This window comes from Vibrio sp. 11-4(1) (assembly GCF_013048625.1).
GTDB lineage: Bacteria > Pseudomonadota > Gammaproteobacteria > Enterobacterales > Vibrionaceae > Vibrio > Vibrio diabolicus.
Genome location: NZ_VHSY01000016.1, coordinates 1 through 16,142, shown reverse-complemented (window position 1 = coordinate 16,142; position 16,142 = coordinate 1). Strand labels below are relative to the sequence as shown.

14 protein-coding genes and 1 riboswitch are annotated in these 16,142 nt (G+C 45.4%); of the genes, 10 read left to right on the top strand and 4 right to left on the bottom strand.

Annotated features, from left to right (window positions below; all coding sequences use genetic code 11):
• Positions 1 to 84: 84 nt before the first annotated feature.
• Entirely contained in the window at positions 85 to 624 is a 540-nt protein-coding gene (locus FKN16_RS21900) for a chorismate lyase (RefSeq protein ID WP_005393781.1), read from the top strand.
• On the top strand, positions 625 to 1,479 hold the full coding sequence (gene ubiA, locus FKN16_RS21895) for a 4-hydroxybenzoate octaprenyltransferase (protein ID WP_005393780.1): 855 nt from the start codon (positions 625 to 627) through the stop codon (positions 1,477 to 1,479).
• A gap of 68 nt (positions 1,480 to 1,547) precedes the next feature.
• Here ubiA and plsB read toward each other — a convergent pair whose 3' ends face one another.
• Positions 1,548 to 3,974 carry a glycerol-3-phosphate 1-O-acyltransferase PlsB gene (gene plsB, locus FKN16_RS21890; RefSeq protein WP_046874380.1) on the bottom strand — a complete coding sequence of 809 codons (2,427 nt, stop codon included), beginning with the start codon at positions 3,972 to 3,974 and terminating at the stop codon, positions 1,548 to 1,550.
• A 368-nt stretch (positions 3,975 to 4,342) separates the two neighbouring features.
• Here plsB and lexA point away from each other — a divergent pair, with 368 nt between their 5' ends.
• The 3 genes from lexA to dinF all read left to right on the top strand — a co-directional run bounded on the left by lexA (position 4,343) and on the right by dinF (position 7,360).
• Positions 4,343 to 4,966 carry a transcriptional repressor LexA gene (gene lexA / locus FKN16_RS21885; RefSeq protein WP_005393778.1) on the top strand — a complete coding sequence of 208 codons (624 nt, stop codon included), beginning with the start codon at positions 4,343 to 4,345 and terminating at the stop codon, positions 4,964 to 4,966.
• A 194-nt stretch (positions 4,967 to 5,160) separates the two neighbouring features.
• Complete coding sequence (locus FKN16_RS21880; protein WP_005393777.1) at positions 5,161 to 5,955, top strand: class I SAM-dependent methyltransferase; 795 nt, start codon at positions 5,161 to 5,163, stop codon at positions 5,953 to 5,955.
• A gap of 55 nt (positions 5,956 to 6,010) precedes the next feature.
• Positions 6,011 to 7,360 carry an MATE family efflux transporter DinF gene (gene dinF, locus FKN16_RS21875; RefSeq protein WP_170903529.1) on the top strand — a complete coding sequence of 450 codons (1,350 nt, stop codon included), beginning with the start codon at positions 6,011 to 6,013 and terminating at the stop codon, positions 7,358 to 7,360.
• Between the two features lie 57 nt (positions 7,361 to 7,417).
• Here the strand turns inward: dinF and sthA are convergent, their stop codons facing one another.
• Positions 7,418 to 8,848: a Si-specific NAD(P)(+) transhydrogenase gene (gene sthA / locus FKN16_RS21870; protein WP_005389689.1), complete on the bottom strand. Its 1,431-nt coding sequence runs from the start codon at positions 8,846 to 8,848 to the stop codon at positions 7,418 to 7,420.
• Between the two features lie 263 nt (positions 8,849 to 9,111).
• Between sthA and fabR the strand changes: the two genes are divergently transcribed.
• Entirely contained in the window at positions 9,112 to 9,753 is a 642-nt protein-coding gene (gene fabR, locus FKN16_RS21865; RefSeq protein WP_005378632.1) for an HTH-type transcriptional repressor FabR, read from the top strand.
• Complete coding sequence (locus FKN16_RS21860) at positions 9,753 to 10,118, top strand: YijD family membrane protein (protein WP_005378634.1); 366 nt, start codon at positions 9,753 to 9,755, stop codon at positions 10,116 to 10,118. Before fabR ends, FKN16_RS21860 begins: the two co-directional genes overlap by 1 nt.
• 66 nt (positions 10,119 to 10,184) lie before the next feature.
• Here FKN16_RS21860 and trmA read toward each other — a convergent pair whose 3' ends face one another.
• Entirely contained in the window at positions 10,185 to 11,294 is a 1,110-nt protein-coding gene (gene trmA, locus FKN16_RS21855) for a tRNA (uridine(54)-C5)-methyltransferase TrmA (RefSeq protein ID WP_170903528.1), read from the bottom strand.
• A gap of 184 nt (positions 11,295 to 11,478) precedes the next feature.
• Positions 11,479 to 11,679: riboswitch (cobalamin riboswitch) on the top strand.
• A 55-nt stretch (positions 11,680 to 11,734) separates the two neighbouring features.
• Between trmA and btuB the strand changes: the two genes are divergently transcribed.
• The 3 genes from btuB to murI are packed head-to-tail and all read left to right on the top strand — an operon-like array spanning position 11,735 to position 15,157.
• Positions 11,735 to 13,570: a TonB-dependent vitamin B12 receptor gene (gene btuB / locus FKN16_RS21850; protein WP_170903527.1), complete on the top strand. Its 1,836-nt coding sequence runs from the start codon at positions 11,735 to 11,737 to the stop codon at positions 13,568 to 13,570.
• A gap of 59 nt (positions 13,571 to 13,629) precedes the next feature.
• A complete protein-coding gene (locus tag FKN16_RS21845; RefSeq protein WP_170903526.1) occupies positions 13,630 to 14,313 on the top strand; it encodes an adenine nucleotide alpha hydrolase in 684 nt (227 codons plus the stop codon).
• Positions 14,314 to 14,353: 40 nt separating this feature from the next.
• Positions 14,354 to 15,157, top strand: a complete 804-nt coding sequence (murI, locus tag FKN16_RS21840) for a glutamate racemase (RefSeq protein ID WP_109170351.1) — start codon at positions 14,354 to 14,356, stop codon at positions 15,155 to 15,157.
• Here murI and FKN16_RS21835 read toward each other — a convergent pair.
• The gene (locus FKN16_RS21835; protein ID WP_031780357.1) at positions 15,120 to 15,575 is read right to left on the bottom strand and encodes an RNA-binding protein; all 456 of its coding nucleotides are present in this window, start codon (positions 15,573 to 15,575) and stop codon (positions 15,120 to 15,122) included. The genes murI and FKN16_RS21835 overlap by 38 nt on opposite strands.
• Between the last annotated feature and the right edge of the window lie 567 nt (positions 15,576 to 16,142).

Here is a 16,142-nt window from a genome sequence, read left to right as displayed (position 1 = left end):
AACGGAACTTACGGTTACATACATTACTATGGACGGTAAGTTGTTGCTTTATTGTACGCATAAAGCCTCCAATTGAATACTAGTATGAATCAGCCAACATCACTCTATCTTGCTTCTTTATTGGAAGTAGAGTGGCAAAACCCCGAAGAATTCGAATTTCCAAATGAATTTGCCAAGCACTGGCTTGAAGAGCAAGGGTCTTTGTCACGTCGTTTAAAGCAACACTGCCAAGCATTAACGGTAGAATTGCTACAAAATCAGATCGTCACTGCGGCGACGTTAAAACAGGACGAAAGCCAGTTATTGTCCGAACAAGATTGCTTACTGCGAGAGGTAATTTTGTGTGGTGACAATGATAACTGGGTTATCGGACGGACATTAATTCCTCGCTCAACCTTAGTTGATCAGCAGTATGATTTGGCTCAACAAGGGGATATCCCATTAGGACTAACAGTGTTCAGCGCAGACAACGTTGAGCGAGACTCTTTGCAAATGGGATGGGTAGCCGTACCAGAAGGACGTTTGTTAGCGCGACGCTCAAGGTTGTGGATGAATCACAAACCGATGCTGGTCGCCGAGTTATTCTTATCTAATTCACCAGTTTACGCTAAGGAGACAGTGTAAATGTCCGCAGAAAAAGCCAAAGCATATTGGCAACTGATGCGCATGGATCGCCCGATTGGTTCACTGTTACTGATGTGGCCAACGATTTGGGCGCTAATTATCTCAGCCCAAGGGATGCCGAGTTGGGATGTATTTATCGTGTTTGTATTGGGTGTATTCCTAATGCGTAGCGCGGGGTGCGTGATTAATGATTTTGCTGACCGCAAAGTCGACGGCCATGTAAAACGTACCAAACAACGCCCACTACCATCAGGGAAAGTGACAGCAAAAGAAGCGATTGGATTATTTTTAGTTTTGGGTATCAGCTCATTCTTGTTAGTGCTGACCATGAACCCGTTGACGATTCAGCTATCCTTCGCTGGCATTGTGTTGGCGTTCATCTATCCATTTATGAAGCGTTACACTCATATTCCACAACTCTTTTTAGGCTTGGCTTTTAGCTGGGCAATTCCAATGGCGTGGGCTGCACAAACCGGGGAGCTACCACTGATAGTTTGGTTTGTGTTCTTAATTAACGCTTTGTGGACCATTGCGTACGACACTCAATATGCGATGGTCGATCGCGATGATGATTTAAAGATTGGCATTAAATCGACGGCAATTTTGTTTGGTCGTCATGACAAACTCATCATTGGGGTATTGCAACTGATTACACTCGCGATGTTGGTTTGGTTAGGGCAGTTCTACCAATTGGGGCAAAGTTACTACTGGACCCTTTTGATTGCAGCGTCGTTGTTTGTTTATCAGCAGCACTTAATTCGTCACCGTGAGCGGGAGTTGTGCTTTAAGGCTTTCCTCAACAACAACTATGTTGGCATGGTGATAGCGATAGGGTTATTGGTCGCATTTTGGTAAGCGAAGAAATAAGAAAAAAGGCATCCGATTGGATGCCTTTTTTCTTATTTTGGAAGAAGGTAAAACGGTTACGACTGAAGTTGATGAATACTCTCTTCGATCGTCAGTTTCACTTCTGGATAAAGCAGAGTGAATAGTAATCGTGCAAATTGCTGCGTTTTCTTCGTGTCACAGTTACCATCGTTATCGAGGTATTTTTGCTGTTTGAGTGTATTGAACATAGCGGTAAACACACCTTTATCGAAGAATTCTGGAGCATTAATACCGTGTAAGCGTCCTAAACGTTGAGCAATATCTTGGCTCTTCTGTTCTAGGTCCGATTTACCGAGCTCTGGGTAAGCAACAAGCAAGTTCATCGCGATAGAGTAGCGCTGCAGTGTTTCCGTGATTGTACGACCTAGCAGAACCAAAGGCTGGTTGTTCGACTGATTGATCTCCAGCTTATCACCATCGAGGCTAATCATTTTCTGCTCGGCAAACTCATGCAGTGTTTTAACGACCAATTCATCCAACTCGTCTTCTTGATAGCTTAAGAACAACTCTTTCTTCAAGAATGGGTAGATTTGCGCGACATTCGCTTGAATTTTTTCTACCGAAAGGTTGCGCTGACGAATGATCATCTGAGCAATTAATGATGGCAGAGCAAACAAGTGGATGATGTTGTTGCGGTAGTAGGTCATCAGGATCGATTGGCTACGATCCAGCGAAATGATGTCACCCATGCTATCGGTTTCAATCACGAACTTATCAAGTGAAATCGCATGATCGACCAACTCCTCAGCACTTTCGGTAGGGATAGTGGAGGTGCTTGAGTACGGATTATTTTTGAGTAGCTTTAAGTAACACTCGATCTGATTGATCAGCGAGTCACGAGAAAGTGCACGTTGACGAGAAGCAAGCAGTGCGGTTGCACACAAGGTCAACGCGTTTGCCGCCGCCGCATCATTGATGTGCGTCATCATCTTATTAGCAAGGTCGTTCACCACAGGATTCATCCACTGTGGTTTGTTACCACCCATGCTGTCGATGTCTTTCGTCCACTCAGGAGCATGCTCGTTCAAGTATTGGTTGAGCTGAATTGGCTCACCGAAGTTCACATAGCCCAAACCAAAGTTACGCAGTTTACGCAGAGTACGCAGTACAAGCCCTGCGTTTTCTTTCTCTTTGCGTTTGCCACGCAACTCTTTCGCGTAAGTGCCTACTTCCATTACGTGCTCGTAACCGATGTAGACCGGCACTAGTGTTACTGGGCGGTTTAGACCACGTAGCATTGCTTGGATGGTCATAGCCAGCATACCCGTTTTCGCTTGCAGTAAGCGACCTGTACGTGAACGACCACCCTCACTGAAGTACTCGACTGAATAGCCTTTGGCAAACAGCTCAGCTAGATACTCGCGGAAAATGGTTGAGTACAGTTTGTTACCTTTAAAGCTACGACGAATAAAGAACGCCCCACCGCGACGGAAAAGAGGACCGGCCGGGAAGAAGTTCAGGTTAATGCCTGCCGCAATGTGCGGAGGCACCATGCCTTCATGGTATAAAACGTAAGACAACAGTAGGTAGTCCATGTGACTACGGTGACACGGAACGTACACAATTTCGTGGCCGTCTTGCGCTAAACGACGCACAGTCGAGGCGTTATTGATGTGCAACCCTTGGTACAGCTTTGTCCATAGCCAACTCAGGATGCGGTCGCCGTTTTTCACTAGACCGTAGGAGAAGTCGGCGGCGATTTCATCCATGATGTCGTGGGCTTCTTTACGTGCCTTATCAATCGAGATATTTTTGCTCTTGGCTTCGTCAGCGATCGCCAGTTCAATAGCTGGAGATTTTAATAAACGAGCAAACAACACTTGGCGTTGTGGCAGGTTTGGGCCTGAAGCCGCAAGTTTTTGGCGAGAGAAGTGGATACGCGCCACGCGAGCCAATTTGTGCGCAATTGCGCTGTCGGTACCGTGAGAGTCTGCCATATAACGCAGAGATACCACGGGACTAAAGCGAACCAAGCAGTCGCGTCCTGCTGCCATTACCGCTTTCGCCTTTTGCGGGCCATTCATTGGCTGAAGGTAAGGCTTTTGGTTTTCTTCTTTACCTGGTTTACGACCCCAAAGCACGGTTGCAGGGATCATTTGAACGTCTAATTCACTGTCAAGTTTATGCAGTTCCAGCAAGTCTGTGAACAGAGAGACAGAGTCGGTTGGGACATCATTATCGTTGTTCATCACAGTTGGACGCGCAGCGATAAAGACGAAACGGTTCAGCGTTTTGCCATTGATTTCCAGCGGACTGAGCGGGTCAGGCAGACCAAGGCTCATGGCTTGTTTTTGCAGTGTCAGCAAATCCACGTTCGAGCGGAACGGTAGGGCATATACAATCGGCTTAGCGAGGTCGATATTCAGATCTTCAATCGGGTTCGACGGGATTGTGGTGCCCTTTACCAGTACCGATAAAGGTAGTTTTAGTAATGAACGTGAAAATGATTGTCCAGAAGACATAAAGTTCACAGCCTCAATAGGTATTCAAACAGGCCTAACCTTATTTCAGTGTCCGCTTTGCATGTCTTCTATAGAAAAAGAAATGAGTACGGCAAAAGAAATAAGCCTAGGCGATAAAATTTAAGCGCAGCAAGGATACCAGAAACTGGTCAAACCTTTTAATTTTATTGGCTGTAAATTAGTCGAACTCCTAAGTTGTTGCTTTACTTTGATTAACTGAAAAGGCGGTGTTTTAAACGCATGAATAATGAACTTGGGCAGCAAACGAAGTGCACTCCACAAATAAATTAAAAAACAACCAATTGGGTTTTCATTTGAGCATTTACTGGATATACTCACAGTTAACTGTATAAAAAGACAGGTGAGACATGAAGCCGTTAACGCCACGCCAACAACAAGTCTTCGATTTGATCAAAAGTAAAATCGATGACACCGGAATGCCACCAACTCGTGCAGAGATTGCGCGTGAGCTTGGCTTCCGCTCTGCGAATGCCGCAGAGGAACACCTAAAAGCGCTTGCTCGTAAGCAAGCAATTGAAATTATCCCAGGTGCATCGCGTGGGATTCGTATCCTACTTGATGACTCTGCCGCTAATGACGAACAGGGCTTGCCTTTGATTGGTCAAGTTGCTGCGGGTGAGCCGATTCTGGCTCAGGAACACGTAGAAGCGCACTACCAAGTCGACCCTGCGATGTTCAAGCCGCAAGCGGATTTCTTACTTCGTGTAAATGGCGAAAGTATGAAAGACATCGGGATTATGGATGGCGATTTGCTCGCTGTGCATAAAACCCAAGACGTGAGAGACGGTCAAGTTGTCGTTGCGCGTGTTGATGATGATGTGACTGTGAAGCGTTTGGAGCGCAAAGGCTCAACCATATTACTGCATGCTGAGAATGAAGAGTTTGCCCCAATTCAAGTGGACTTAACGTCTCAGCACCTTACGATTGAAGGCTTAGCCGTTGGTATTATTCGCAATACCGATTGGATGTAAGTGTGTTTAAGCAGCCCAGTTCATCTGGGCTGTTTTGTCTTTTCTCTTCTTTTCTCTTTTTCTACTTCCTCCAAAAGCTTGCTTATCATCTTGACCTTGTTTGTTTTGAGCAGTTTATAAGCTTGATAATGTAATTGATATTCATTATCATCTATTTCAATGTCTATGTTTTCTCTCTGGCGCAGGAAATGCCCATGTCTCAGTCTAAACATCAAGTTCCTAACCATTTATTAAAGCCACTGTTATTGCGTAGCCGTGAAAGCATGGTCGACAATGGCTTGGTGTACGATCCGATTGCTGCTAAAGCGTGTTTGAGCTGTAAGATGGCGCCGGATTGTTTGAGTGGTGATATTGCGCAGAAGCAATTGCTGCACGTGACGCTGACCCAGCTTTGTGACCAGCAGGTTAGTCACTTCTTACAGCAGTATCCCGATGCTTGGATTATCAATGTCGGAGCTGGGCTGGATACCCGCTTTTATCGTTTGGATAATGGACGCTGCCATTGGATAGAGCTGGATGTGACGGAAAATTTGGTATGGCGTCAGCGCTTGTTCCACAAAAATGAACGTTATGAACATCGCTGTGGCAGTGTGGATGAAATGTCGTGGCTAGAGACGTTAGCCATTCCAGAGCAAGCACCGGTACTCATTTTATGTGAAATGGCACTGCTCGATTGCACAGAGCGTCAAGTCGCGAAATTTATTCAAACCTTGGGTCGACATTTTGTCTCTGCTGAACTGTGTATGGTGCTGGCAGGAGATTTAACGGAAACCAAGTGGGGACAAAAGCTTGGCTCTGATCGCTATGCACATGGCTTTGAAGCGCCCGCAGAACAGATATTGCAATGGTTACCATGGGCACAGTGGGTGAAAGCTTTTTCGCCATTCGATCGATTCTGTTCTCGTTGGAAAGCTTGGCAGCGTTGGCTTAATAAGATTCCAATGTTGAAGCATCGCCTCACGCCAGTCCTCGTTCACATCAAGTGGTAATTGGCTAGTCGTTAAGCGCTCAGGTACACTCGTCGATCTTACTGATGAGGTGCCTGTGACAAATTCAATCTTCTCTCCTTTATCTAACCCAAAAGTTCATCGCCAAGTCTTAGCTTTAGCGATACCTATGGTGCTGTCGAATATTACTGTTCCATTGCTCGGTTTGGTCGATGCTGCGGTGATTGGTCATCTAGACCACGCTTGGTATTTGGGCGGTGTTGCGCTGGGCAGTACCATGATCAGTGTGACATTTTGGCTGCTTGGTTTTTTGCGTATGTCGACTACTGGGTTGGCGGCGCAGTCCTATGGCGGTGAAGACCGAAAGCAACTTGCCTTGGTGTTCATGCAAGGCTCACTCATGGCACTGCTGTTTGCGTTAGTCTTCCTTATTGCCCATAACCCGATTGCTGATTTGATCTTTGGTTGGAGTGACGCCAGTGCTGAAGTGAAGCACTACGGCATGCAATATTTCTCTATCCGAGTGTGGAGTGCCCCCGCTGCGCTAATGAACTTTGTGTTGTTGGGATGGTTGCTCGGAACGCAAAATTCCAAAGCACCAATGTGGATGGTGATCATCACCAACGTGACTAATATTGTCCTCGATTTGTTGTTTGTGATCGGTTTGGGGTGGAAAGTAGAAGGCGCTGCGCTGGCATCGGTGATTGCTGACTACTCAGGTATGGGTTTTGGTCTCATGTGTGTCTGGAAAACCTGGCGAGAGAGGCAATTACCATCACCTCAAAAGTTGCTAGCCAGCACTCAACACGGTTTAGGGCGCTTCGTGAAATTGAATCGCGATATTTTCTTACGCTCTTTGTGTCTGCAAGCGGCTTTTAGCTTTATGACGTTCCAAGGCGCGAGCTTTGGTGATGAGGTTGTCGCTGCAAATGCGGTTCTGATGAGCTTCCTGATGATTATCTCGTATGGCATGGATGGCTTTGCTTATGCAATGGAGGCCATGGTCGGGAAGGCGATTGGCGCCAAAGATAGGCAACAATTGAGTGCATCGCTTGTCGGCACTTTCTTTTGGAGTTTGATTATTTGCTTAGGACTGACCGCGCTCTTTGGTTTGGCGGGATCGCAGTTGATCGCCATGATCACTTCAATTGAGGCGGTACAACAGCAAGCATCGGTGTATCTACCTTGGCTGGTGGTGATGCCACTTGCGTCGATGTGGTGCTTTCTATTGGATGGCATTTTTGTCGGTGCAACCAAAGGCAAAGACATGCGCAATAGTATGTTTGTCGCGACCAGCAGTTTCTTCGTCGTCTTTTACTTATTCGCCGAGTGGGAAAATCACGCGCTGTGGTTTGCAATGACGAGCTTTATGTTGATGCGGGGTGTTGGTTTGGGGGTTATCTTTCTCTACCAATGGCGCAAGGATACTTTCCTCGCACAATGTTGATATAAAAACAGCAGGTCCAAGCCTGCTGTTTTTCTGTTTGCTATCAAGAAGCATAGATTAGAACAAGCGGTTCAAACCATTCAACGCAGCGACACGATACGCTTCGGCCATCGTCGGATAGTTGAAGGTGGTATTGACGAAATACTCGATGGTATTCGCTGAGCCTTTTTGCTCCATAATGGCTTGACCGATGTGGATAATTTCCGCGGCACGTTCGCCAAAGCAGTGAATCCCTAAAATTTCTTTGGTTTCACGATGGAACAATATCTTCAAGCTGCCGATGTCTTTCCCTGCGATCTGTGCACGAGCTAGATGCTTGAAGGAAGAGCGTCCTACTTCATACGGTACTTTCGCAGCTGTTAGCTCTTGCTCGGTTTTACCCACAGAGCTAATCTCTGGGATGGTGTAGATACCTGTTGGAATATCATCAATCAGATAGTTTTCTGCCTGACCTTTCGTAATGGCTTGTGCGACAAATCGCCCTTGGTCATAAGCGGCGCTTGCAAGGCTAGGGTAACCGATGACATCGCCTACAGCGTAAATGTGCTCAATATCGGTTTGGTAGTTACGGTTTACTTTTAGTTGTCCGCGAGAATCCGCTTCCAGACCCACTGCACCCAAATTCAACTTATCGGTGTTACCTGTTCGACCATTCGCATACAACAAACAGTCCGCCTTCATCTTCTTGCCAGATTGTAGGTGAATAATCACGCCATCTTCTGTGCCTTCGATTTTTTCATAGGTCTCATCATTACGAATTACCACACCGCTGTTCCAGAAGTGGTAAGACAGCGCATCTGACACTTCGTTATCCAAAAACTCCAACAAGCGGTCTCGGGTATTGATAAGGTCGGTTTTCACTCCAAGGCCGCGGAAGATAGAAGCGTATTCACAACCGATAACGCCTGCACCGTAAATGATGATATGGCGAGGGTCGTGTTTCAGGCTCAAAATGGAATCACTGTCGTAGATGCGCTCATGCAAGAAATCAACGTCGTTAGGCTGATACGGACGAGAACCCGTCGCGATGACAAACTTATCCGCAGAATAGATTTCTTCTGTACCATCGCTTTGCATCACTGCAATAGAGTAGTTATCGATAAATCGTGCGGTCCCGAACAAAAGTGTGCATGAGTTACGGTCATAAAAGCCCTGACGAAGTCGAGTTTGCTTATCAATGACCGATTTAGCATGACCTAAAATGTCAGAAAATGTTGCATGAACGCTGGTGTTGTTTCGACAAAATAGCGGGTTGCTATTAAATTCGATGATGCGGCTAACGGCATGACGCAGAGCTTTTGATGGAATGGTACCCCAGTGAGTACAACCGCCGCCGACACTGCTTTCTTTCTCGACAATGGCAACATTCAGTCCCGCTTTGGTTAATCCCATTGCAGCCCCTTCTCCGCCAGGGCCACTACCGATTACGATCACGTCATAGTGATTAACATGCGCCATGATGCCTTCCTTGTTATATTTGCTTAACATTGCTTTAGCGCGATTTTAACTCATTTACTCTATTGGTACACGTAATGCCTGTTAGAGAGTGGAAGTGATCACGCAGAATCGAACAAAAGGATGATTTGGTATGTTGTATGTCTATAAATTGCATCGAGAACATTGCAATTAGATGCATGCCAATAGTAACGTTCTCCGCGCTCAGAGCGAGCGAAGCAACATATCTTTCTCCGTAGGAGCAAATTGCGTTATATTGAGGCTCTTGTACCCTACAGAAAAAGAGCAAGTTAAGAATGAAATCGATGGGAATCCGCGCACAGCAAAAAGAGAAGACACGTCGATCATTGATCGATGCGGCATTTAGTCAATTAAGTGCGGATCGCAGCTTTTCCAGCCTTAGCTTGCGAGAAGTCGCCCGAGAGGCAGGGATTGCACCGACTTCTTTTTACCGCCACTTCAAAGATATGGATGAGCTAGGCTTAACTATGGTCGATGAAGGCGGTTTGCTACTACGTCAACTGATGCGTCAGGCGCGTCAACGTATTGTGAAAGAAGGTAGCGTAATTCGTACCTCGGTCGAAACCTTTATGGAATTCATTGAAAGTAGTCCGAACGTCTTTCGTTTGTTGTTGCGTGAGCGCTCCGGCACTTCTGCTGAATTTCGTACCGCTGTTGCTCGAGAAATCCAGCATTTTGCGGCAGAATTAACCGAGTATTTAATGAGCACCGGCGTGACCAGAGAAGAGGCGTATACTCAAGCAGAAGCGTCTGTGACTTTGGTTTTCAGTTCGGGGGCTGAAGCTTTAGATTTAGATCGACGTGAGCGCGATGAACTCGCCGAGCGATTGATCATGCAATTGCGAATGATAGCCAAAGGGGCCTATTGGTATCGCAAAGAACGTGAACGTAACCGATTAAAAGGCGGGATAGAATAATGTCGAATGGAAATAAATCTGAAAAGAAAACGCTGATTTTGGCACTGGTTGCAGGTATGTGTGGTGATGCTTTGTTGTCATGGTTGACCATGAGTGAAGTGTCTTTTTCAATCTTCCCATTGATTGCACTCGTACTGGCTGTACAAGCTCTTTACCAAGAGTACCTAAATAATCCGGTATCAGAAGATATCCCATTAGTTGGCTTGGCGTGTTTCTTCGTAGGTGCGTTTGGTCACTCTGCGTTTATTAAAGCGCAATACCCAGAAGCAGGCTCAAACTTCTTTGCGATCATGGTTTCAATGATCTTACTCGCATGGATTGGTAAGAAGTTAGGTTTTGTCAGCAAGAAGACTTCTGCGGAATAAGCAAAACGAATCAAATTAAAAAAAGCGAGCCATTGAGCTCGCTTTTTTTGTATTTGACGCGGTGGGTTACGCTTTGCGTTCCAATAGCACGCCCGCTTCCATGTGGTGGGTATAAGGGAATTGGTCAAACAGAGCAAAACGCGTCACGTTGTGTGTTTCGCATAGAATGTCCAAGTTCTCTTTCAGAGTATCTGGGTTACAAGAGATGTACATGATGCGCTCGTAACCTTGCACCATTTTACAAGTATCGACATCCATCCCAGCACGTGGTGGGTCGACAAAAATCGTATTGCAGTTGTAGCTCTTCAGATCCACGCCTGCATCTTGTAGACGACGGAATTCACGTTTACCTTCGATTGCTTGAGTAAACTCTTCTGCTGATAGACGTAGGATTTGTACGTTATCAATCTTATTGGCGGCGATGTTGTACTGTGCAGATACAACCGATGGTTTTGCTAGCTCAGTTGCCAGGACGCGGTCGAAATTCTGTGCCAAGGCCAGCGAGAAGTTACCGTTACCACAGTAAAGTTCTAGTAGGTCGCCAGTGCTTTCTTGGGTGCAGTCGACCGCCCATTCCAGCATCTTCTCTGCGACTTTGCCGTTCGGCTGAGTGAAGCTGTTCTCTACTTGTTGGTAGATGTAGCTCTGACCATTTACATCGAGTTTCTCGATCACGTAGTCGCGGTCTAGGACAATCTTCATCTTACGAGCACGACCAATGATGTTTAGATTGAAGCCTTCATCATTTAAGCGCTGTTTAAGGGCTTTTGCGTTTTCAATCCACTCTTCATCAAGTTGGCGATGGTAAAGGAGTGAAACCAGAATCTCACCGCTTAGCGTCGATAGGAAATCCACCTGGAACAGTTTACGACGTAGCGAGTCGTTGTCTTTCATCGCTTCAACCAATAGCGGCATTAGATCGTTGATCAGACGGCTTGCTGCAGGAAATTGGTCAACACGGTATTTCTCACGAGTTTCTTGGTTGAACATGATGTAGTAAAGATCTTCGCCTTCATGCCAAACACGGAACTCAGCACGCATGCGGTAGTGCTGCTCTGGTGATTCAAACACTTCCAGTTCTGGCATGTTGTATGGCGCGAACATATCCGTGAGACGTTCGACTTTTTCAGCCAGTTGTTCTTGGTAGCGTTGTGGGTTTACATCAAGAGTAGCCATGATCTTACCTTTTATGGTGCATTCAATTTAAGAGCGCAGATTTTATTCAATCTCAATAGGATGTCCAGTTTTGTACTGGAATTGATTTAAAGATAGTGCGTACAGACAGAGTAGAAAGCAAAATCAATCAAAACGTTACAACTTGTAAGGGCAATATTGGCTGGACAAATAATCAATAGCTGAATAATATTTGCCTCAAGCTGGTGCTATCTAGCAATCTAGATGGCTGAAATGGGAATCTGGTGTGAATCCAGAACTGACGCGCAGCGGTAAAAGAGAACGAACGCTCATCAGACACTGCATTAGTTTATGTGGGAAGTCGAGCAAGTAGGCGGTGCACCCGTGCTCTTGAGTCCGAATACCTGCCAGCAACTGAGCCACAGCACTGGACTGTCATGACGACAGGGCTCGGAAGGAATTACGCGATTTAGGACAATACAATGAGAAAATCCGCACTGGCGATCACTTTGGCATCGCTGCTTTCACCTGTCTCTTATCTACAGGCCCAAGAAACCTCCACTGACGAAACCATCGTTGTGACTGCAAACCGTTTTGAGCAAGCCGAAAGCCGTACGTTGGCAGATGTCGAAGTGGTTACTCGACAAGACATCGATCGCATTCAAGCGAAAACCCTACCAGATGTATTGCGTCGTCTTACGGGGATTCAAGTTTCACAAAATGGTGGTCGTGGTCAGTTGGCGTCTTTATTTGTTCGTGGAACCAGTTCCGACCAAGTTTTAGTACTGGTTGATGGCGTACGTTTTGCACGAGCAGCGAAGGGCGCTGTGGACTTTAACCAAATCCCACTTACTTACATTCAACGGATTGAGTACGTGCGTGGTGCGCGTGCGTCACTTTATGGTTCAGAAGCGATTGGTGGCGTGATCAATATCATCACCATTGCGCGTGCTGACGAAGAAGGAACGAAGTTAAGCGCAGGTTTAGGTAGCTTAGATTACCAAGAATTGAGTGTGGCATCTGGCATTAAAGTCACAGATAGCGGCCAGCTAAATATCGCGCTTGGTAGTGAAAGTGATGATGGTTATAACGTTCGTCCTGTACCGGGAGTTAATGACGGCGATCGCCATGGCTTTGATACAAAGAATGGTCTGCTAGGTTACGTGCATAACTTCAATGACCAGTGGTCTGCATTTGGTAACCTACGTGCTTACGAAAATGTTTATCAATATGACAGCAGCTACGGCAGTCGCGGTTACTACGAAGCAGAAAAAGACGATTTTTCTGTCACTCTGGGCGGTAAGTATCAGTCTGATAATGTAATGTCAGAACTACAAGTAACGGCACAGAAACAGAAGTCTTGGAACTATGAGCAAGCAAAAGGCAAACACTCAGGTACTGAAGATGAACTTGAGCAGCAGAATGTCCAGTGGACCAACAGTTACTTGCTAAACAACAATACGACGTTGGCTGGTGGTATTGATTGGCGTAATGAGTCTTATAAAGACAAGAGTGCGAATAAAACGTTTGATCGTACCAATGGCGCTCTGTTTGGTATGGCAACCACTAGTATTGATAAAGCAATGCTTGAGGGCAGTGCTCGCCTTGATGATAACGAAGAATACGGTAGTGAGTTCACTTACAGTTTAGCGGCTGGTTACCAATTTGTGCCAGAGTTTGGGGTTAAAGCTTCTTTTGGTACTGCGTTTAAGGCTCCAAACCTATATCAACAGTATGACCCAACGTACGGTGAGAAAGATCTTAAGCCGGAAGAGTCAGATGCTTGGGAGCTAGCATTCAGCGGTGATGTCCAAGGCGTTTTTTGGTCCGTAACGGGTTATGACTATAAAATAACGAATCTTATCGATTACCATCCAACCACATATAAATATTTGAATGTCGATGGTGAAACACATATCCAAGGTGTGGAGCTTGTTGCTGAGTTTGATACAGGAATTGTGCAGCACCAGTTGAGTGCGGATTACAAAGATGCTGAAGACGATAAAGGGCATCAGTTGCAGCGCCGCGCTAAAGAAATGTATAAGTGGAACGCTTTAGTGAGCTTCGATAAAGTGGACTGGTCGGTTAGCTATCAGTACGTCGGTAAGCGTCCAGATGTGGATTACAGCACTTGGCCTTCACAAGATATCACGCTTTCTTCTTACTCGTTGGTTGATACGGCTGTGACTTATTATCCAAATGAGTCAACCTCTATTAGCGCTCGTATCGATAATCTACTTGATGAAGAGTATGAGATGGCAAAAGGTTACCCTGCTGCAGAGCGAGCGTACTATCTCAACGTTGGCTACGAATTCTAATCGTGAATGAACACAAACCGTCTTCGGGCGGTTTTTAATATTTTGTGGTGGAAAATCGAATGAAGAAACCCAAGCGAGTGGTGATCAGTTGGTCCAGTGGCAAAGATTCGACATTAACGCTTGAGCGCCTTAACGAGAATCCAAATTATCAAGTTGTCGGTTTGTACACGACTTACGTAGGGAAAGAAGTCCCTTTCCAAGCAACTCCGCTTGAGGTTGTACAAATGCAAGCAGACTTACTTGCGCTTCCGCTCATTACTATCGAGCTACCTGAAGTCTTTCCGAGTAACGACATTTATCAATCGACCATCGTTAATGCATTACAAAGTAGTGGTCTGAATATAGAAGCTGTCGCATTTGGCGATATGTTTTGCAATGGCATTGCCGAGTACCGACGCAGCTATATTGAACCTGCTGGCTGGGAGTGCGTCTTTCCGCTATTAGGGGAGAGCAGCGACAAACTAGCGATGGAAATCATAGAGCGTGGTATTCAAACGATGTTGATCACTATCGACGGAAGTGTTCTCCCTCCAGAATGGTGTGGTCTCTGGTATGACAAAGTCCTAATAGAGTCATTACCAAGTCAAATTGATCCCTGTGGGGAAAATGGTGAATTTCACACATTGGTCACGTCTTCGCCGTCTTTTCAAGGGCATATCGAGCTGACGAAGCGAGATGTAGAATCTGGAGATAGATTCAGCCATCAAAGATACCATGCTAAAGCATTGCCAAAACAAATCTAAGCAGTATGATCGCAACGTTTCTGTTCTTTAGGTAAGGCTCGTGCGAGTAGCAAGTAAGAAAAAAGTCCTAGTTTTTGACTCTGGTGTTGGTGGTCTTTCTGTATTCCAAGAGATACATCGCTTATTGCCGCAGCTTGACTACTTATACTTATTCGATAATCAGGCTTACCCTTATGGTGAGCTCGATCAGGCGGTACTCATTTCACGAGTTAACCAACTGGTCTCTTCATTAGTCGAAGAACACCAAGTCGACATTGTTGTCATTGCTTGTAATACGGCAAGCACCATAGTGCTTCCTTCCCTACGCGAAAATTTATCTATTCCCGTTGTTGGTGTTGTCCCTGCGATTAAACCCGCATCGCTTTTGGCATCAAAAGGGGTAGGGCTGATCGCCACTCCGGCGACAGTAACACGTCAATATACTCACGAATTAATACGAGACTTTGCGCAAGGCAAACCAGTTGAGCTGTTGGGATCAACTCGCTTGGTGGATATGGCCGAAGAGAAGTTGCGAGGCAACAGCGTTTCTCTAGACGAACTGACAAAAATCCTGCTTCCGCTTCGCGATAAAGTAGACGTTGCGGTGCTCGGTTGTACTCACTTCCCTTTAATCAAAGAGGAAATTCATCAAGCTTTGGGTGGGGACGTTACTTTAATTGATTCGGGTGCAGCCATTGCACGTCGAGTAAAAGCATTACTATTAAGTGATGAAATTGAGGATACGGAAGAGGGAAGTAAGTCGATTTATGCCAGTGCAACTCCTTGGCAGGAAGATGCACTGAACATTTGTTTAAAGAAGCTAGGTTTTAATCCTGTTCTGGTTTACCACCATCCGGGTGTTTAGGATCGTTCGCAATTCTCACTTTTAGCGTTCTCTCCATATATTCCTTTTCATTAAGTTTAGCGATAGCTGGCTTGGCATCTGCCGCAGCCATCACGACAAAACCAAACCCTCTTCTTTTTCCAGTGCGCTTATCTTTCATTAAGCGTACTGCATAGACCTGTCCATATTCAGCAAACAAATCGCGAACGTGACTCTCATTGGCCTTATAAGGAAGGTTGCCGACATACAGAGTTTTAGTCGATGGATCCGAGTCCGTTGATTGAATAGAAGGTGTCTGGCTAGAAAATGAAAATAAAAAAGCAGTAGCGATAACACCAATGAGAAAACTCAAGGCTGGTGGGATGGTGACTTGAGAGAAGACGATTCCCCCAACAACGGCCAACCCAGCACATAAAATCAGATTTTTTTTAGACGTCATTTTAATTACTACACATAGTGATAAAGAGATCGATTGTCCATTAACAGAATAGACACATGAATCTTACGTATATGGTTGGTGTTTTTCCAACCAATTGCTGTGATATGTCTCAAATGTGACGAAGAAATATGCAAATATCACGCTTTTGGCTAACTAATGACCTGTTGAAAGTTTTTTTGCAAAAAACGCTTGTACTAATTTATCAACTCCCTATACTGCGCATCCACCGACACGGAGTGAGACGAAAGTCACACAGCGAGTCGGAAGTGAGAGAAAAAGAAATTTGAAAAAAAATGCTTGACTCTCTCACGGTGCGGAGTAAGATACGCACCCCTAACGACGAGCAACTAAGTTGCTGGATAAGTTAGAAAAGCTCTTTAAAAATATAAACCTATCAATCTGTGTGGGCACTCGTTGATGATAATCCAATTAGAAACTTCGGTTTCAAATTAGGTTTCAATGAAACGAAGTGACCATTGAATCTTCGGATTCAGCACAGTCAATTCAAACATTACTTTATGTAATGTTCAGTATTCATTGAGCCGAACAAAATCTTAAATTGAAGAG

Excerpts from the sequence above, each read along its gene's own strand:
- FKN16_RS21880 (WP_005393777.1), top strand. The coding sequence starts at position 5,161 with ATGTCTCAGTCTAAACATCAAGTTCCTAACCATTTATTAAAGCCACTG.
- plsB (WP_046874380.1), bottom strand. The coding sequence starts at position 3,974 with ATGTCTTCTGGACAATCATTTTCACGTTCATTACTAAAACTACCTTTA.
- fabR (WP_005378632.1), top strand. The coding sequence starts at position 9,112 with ATGAAATCGATGGGAATCCGCGCACAGCAAAAAGAGAAGACACGTCGA.
- lexA (WP_005393778.1), top strand. The coding sequence starts at position 4,343 with ATGAAGCCGTTAACGCCACGCCAACAACAAGTCTTCGATTTGATCAAA.
- FKN16_RS21845 (WP_170903526.1), top strand. The coding sequence starts at position 13,630 with ATGAAGAAACCCAAGCGAGTGGTGATCAGTTGGTCCAGTGGCAAAGAT.
- ubiA (WP_005393780.1), top strand. The coding sequence starts at position 625 with ATGTCCGCAGAAAAAGCCAAAGCATATTGGCAACTGATGCGCATGGAT.
- trmA (WP_170903528.1), bottom strand. The coding sequence starts at position 11,294 with ATGGCTACTCTTGATGTAAACCCACAACGCTACCAAGAACAACTGGCT.
- btuB (WP_170903527.1), top strand. The coding sequence starts at position 11,735 with ATGAGAAAATCCGCACTGGCGATCACTTTGGCATCGCTGCTTTCACCT.
- FKN16_RS21860 (WP_005378634.1), top strand. The coding sequence starts at position 9,753 with ATGTCGAATGGAAATAAATCTGAAAAGAAAACGCTGATTTTGGCACTG.
- FKN16_RS21835 (WP_031780357.1), bottom strand. The coding sequence starts at position 15,575 with ATGACGTCTAAAAAAAATCTGATTTTATGTGCTGGGTTGGCCGTTGTT.
- sthA (WP_005389689.1), bottom strand. The coding sequence starts at position 8,848 with ATGTTAAGCAAATATAACAAGGAAGGCATCATGGCGCATGTTAATCAC.
- FKN16_RS21900 (WP_005393781.1), top strand. The coding sequence starts at position 85 with ATGAATCAGCCAACATCACTCTATCTTGCTTCTTTATTGGAAGTAGAG.